Raw genomic sequence first — 3,912 nt, 5'->3', positions numbered from 1 at the left:
TCCCGGCAGGGGTGTCCAGCCGGCCGGCGCGTTCCCGCCGGCGCAGGTCGGCGAGGGTGTCGGCGAGGTGCGCCCGCCACTCCCCCAGCCCGGTGCCGGCGGCCAGCGCCTCCTCGCGGGTCCGCCGGTACCAGGCTGTCCACTCCGCCTCGTTGCGCAGGAAGGCGGTCTCCGCGGCGAACCGCCCCTCGACGGCCGGTCCGGCCGCGTCGGCCGGCACCCGCGTACCGTCGCCCGCGTCGGTCTCGCCGCGCAGCCAGGCCAGCGACGCCGCCCAGTCCAGTCCGGTGGCGACCACGGCGGCCAGCAGCAGGCCGGCGGCGGCCCGCAGCCGGGTCGGCGCGGACCGGGCGTCCGCCCAGACGGCCTGCTCCAGCTCGGTCGCGGCGGCCAGGTGCCGGTCCACGACGTCGGCCGCGCCCGGGCCGCCCAGGCCGGGGGCGGGCGGCGCGGTCTCCGGTGGCGCGGCGGAGGCGGTGAGAGTCATGGGCGTACGCTCCCTCGACGGTCGGGCGGTGATCGCACGATAGGCAGCCGGGGAAGCGGGTCACAAGCGCCGAATCTGGGCAATCTGGGAGGTGATCCGGCGGCGTCCCGGGTGGACAATCCACCGACTCCGGGTCCCCGGCCGCGACCACCACGCGCCACCGGGCCGCGCACCCGGACGCCGGCCGGCGCAGGGGCCCCGGCGCGCGGTGCCGGCGCGCTGCGGGAACAGCAATCTGCGCGAAGACAGCACGCCCGCGCGGGCGCACCCTCTAGGCGGACTCGGGCCCGGTCCCGGGGCCCACGAAACGCCGCCGACCAGGCCAGACCCGCCCACCGGGCCGGCGGCGGAAGCACCCGGAGAACCCCTACCGACACCCGTACCCGCCGGAGGCCCCAGTGACGACGGACCCCGAGTCGTGGCGCACCTTCCCGCTGACCGACCTCCAGGCCGGCTACCTCGTCGGCAGCAGTCCGCTGATCGAACTCGGCGGGTTCCGGCCCACCATGTACGTCGAGCTGGACGTGGTCGACTTCGACCCGGACCGGGCGCGCGCGGCGGTCGACCGGCTGATCGACCGGCACGAGCACCTGCGCACGGTGATCCTGGCCGACGGCGGCCAGCGGGTGCTGCCCGATCCCCGGGTGACGCCGTTCCCGCTGGCGGTGACCGACCTGACCGGACGGCCGCCCGGCGACCGGGAGGCGGCGCTGCGCGCGGTCCGGGAGCGGATCGCCGAGCAGGGCGTGGACCCGACCGGGTGGCCGCTGTTCCAGGTGGTCGCCCAGCGGCTGCGCCGGCACCGCTGGCGGCTGCACCTGGCGATGAGCCTGCTGCTGCTCGACTCCGGCAGCACCCGCCACCTGCTCGGCGAGTGGTGGCAGCTCTACCAGGACCTCGACGTCGCGCTGCCACCGGTGGCCCGGACCTTCCGGGAAAGCGTCCGGGAGCTGGTGGCCTGGCAGGACACCGAGCCGTACCGGGAGCACTGGCGGTACTGGGAGCAGCGGCTGGACGGCCTGCCGGACGCGCCGCAGCTGCCGCTGGCCCGGCCACTGGCCGGCATCGACCCGGTCCGGCTGGTCCGCCGGGTCTGTCACCTGAACCGGGCAGAGTGGGATCAGCTCTGCCTCGCGGCCCGGCGCCAGCGGGTGCTGCCCCCGACCGCGCTGCTCCAGGTCTTCGCCGAGGTGCTCGGCGGCTGGGCCACACAGCCCCGGTTCTGTCTCAACGTGCTGCACCAGAACCTGCCCACCCTGCACCCCGAGCTGTCCGGAGTGGTCGGTCAGCTCAGCGCCACCCTGCCGCTCGAGGTGGACCTGCGGGCGGGCGACGACTTCTGGGAGCGGGCCCGGCAGTTGCAGCGCCAGCTCTGGCGGGACATGGCGCACAGCGACGTCACCGCCGTACGGGTCACCCGCGAGCTGGCCGCCCGGCGCGGCTGGACCAGCCGGGCCGCCCTGCCGTACGTCTTCAACAGCATGCTCGCGCCGCGCCGGCCGGGCGGGGACGCGATCGGCCGGCCGGTCTGCCGCCAGGTCGACAGCCACCTGCGCACCCCGCAGGTACTGGTGGACAACCAGCTCCAGGACGCCCCGGACGGGGGCGTGGACTGCATCTGGGACGTGGTCGACGACGCCTTCCCGGACGGGCTGCCGGCGGCGGCGTTCGAGGCGTACGGGCGGATCGTGCGGGCGCTCGGCGAGACCGGTGCGGCCCCGGAGCCGGTGCCGCCGACGCACCGCGCGGTGGTGGCCCGGGACAACGCCCCCGCCGGGCCACTGCCGGCCGGCCGGCTGGAGGACGGTTTCCTGCGTCGGGCCGCCGAACGGCCGGACCACCCGGCGGTGGTCACCGACACCCGGACGCTCACCTACCGGGAGCTCGCGGCGGCCTCGGCTGCGGTGGCGGCGGCGCTGCGCCGGCACGGCGTCGGCTCGGGCGACCTGGTCCCGGTGGTGATGGGCAAGGGCTGGGAGCAGGTGGTCGCCGTCCTGGGCGTGCTGCGCGCCGGCGCCGCCTACTGCCCGGTCGACGTCGCGCTGCCGGCCGAGCGGATCGGCCACCTGCTCGACGAGTGCGCGGCCCGGGTGGTGCTGCTCCAGTCGCACCGGCCCGCCGACCTGGCCGGGCGGGCCGTGCCGGCGATCGAGGTGGACCGCCTCGCGCCGACCGACGAGCCGGTCACGCCGGGCGGGGCGGCGACCGATCTGGCGTACGTGATCTACACGTCCGGCTCCACCGGGCGGCCGAAGGGGGTCGCGGTGGCGCACCGGGCCGCCCTCAACACGGTGGCGGACATCAACCGGCGGTTCGGGCTGGGCCCGGACGACCGGGTGTTCGGCATCTCCTCGCTCAGCTTCGACCTCTCCGTCTGGGACGTGTTCGGCACCCTGGCGGCCGGCGCCACCCTGGTGCTGCCCGCCGGAAGCAGCCGCCCCGACCCGCTCGGCTGGGCGGACGCGGCCACCCGGCACGGCGCGACCGTCTGGAACTCGGTGCCCGCGCTGGCCCAGATGCTGGTCGAGGTGGTGGCCACCCGATCCGCCGGGCAACGGCCGCCGGTCCGGGCGTTCCTGCTCAGCGGGGACTGGGTGCCCACCACCCTGCCCGGCCGGCTCCGGGAGACCTGGCCGGGGACCCGGGTCACCGCGCTGGGCGGCGCCACCGAGGCGGCGATCTGGTCCAACAGCTACGAGATCGGCGCGGTCGAACCGGCCTGGCGGAGCATCCCGTACGGGCGGCCGCTGCCGAACCAGACCATGCGGGTGCTCGACGACCGGCTCCGGCTACGTCCACCGTGGGCGGTCGGCGGCATCTACATCGGCGGGGCCGGGTTGGCCGAGGGCTACTGGCGGGACCCGGAGCGCACCGCCGAGCGGTTCGTCACCGACCTGGCCACCGGGGAGCGGCTGTACCGCACCGGCGACCTCGGCCGGTACTGGCCGGACGGCACCATCGAGTTCCTCGGCCGGGAGGACCGGCAGGTCAAGGTGCAGGGGTTCCGGGTGGAGCCGGGCGAGATCGAGGCGGTCGCGCGGACCCACCCCCGGGTGCGCGACTGCGCCGTCACCGCCCAGCAGGTGCCGGGCGGGCAGCGTCGGCTGGTCGCGATCGTGGTGCCCGGGGAGGGCGGCGCGCCGGATCCCGCCTCGCTCGCCGGTTACCTGCGGGAGCGGCTGCCCGCGTACCTGGTGCCGGCGCGGATCCACCTGCTGGACCGGCTGCCGCTCAGCGGCAACGGCAAGGTCGACCTGGACCGGGCCCTCGCGGCCGCGGAGGCCGGCGCGGCGCGGGACGACGGGCCGGCCCCGGCGGACGACGCCGGCCGGCCCAGCCCGCTGGAGGAGCGGATCTGCCGGGTCTGGGCGGAACTGCTGGAGGTGCCGGCGGTCCAGCCGGACGACGACTTCTTCGCCCTCGGC

The 3,912-nt window shown here is 76.8% G+C and carries 2 protein-coding genes; one reads left to right on the top strand and one right to left on the bottom strand.

Annotation, left to right across the window (positions count from 1 at the left end):
- A partial coding sequence (locus ONA70_RS35145; protein ID WP_265010791.1) for a hypothetical protein occupies nucleotides 1-487 on the bottom strand: 487 nt, incomplete at its 3' end.
- Between the two features lie 398 nt (nucleotides 488-885).
- Between ONA70_RS35145 and ONA70_RS35140 the strand changes: the two genes are divergently transcribed.
- The coding region (locus tag ONA70_RS35140) for a non-ribosomal peptide synthetase (protein WP_265010790.1) at nucleotides 886-3,912 on the top strand (3,027 nt) is incomplete at its 3' end.

Source organism: Micromonospora yasonensis (assembly GCF_026013475.1).
Classification (GTDB): Bacteria; Actinomycetota; Actinomycetes; order Mycobacteriales; family Micromonosporaceae; genus Micromonospora; species Micromonospora yasonensis.
The sequence above is the reverse complement of the archived record's forward strand: the minus strand, read 5'-3'. Positions and strand labels throughout refer to the sequence as shown.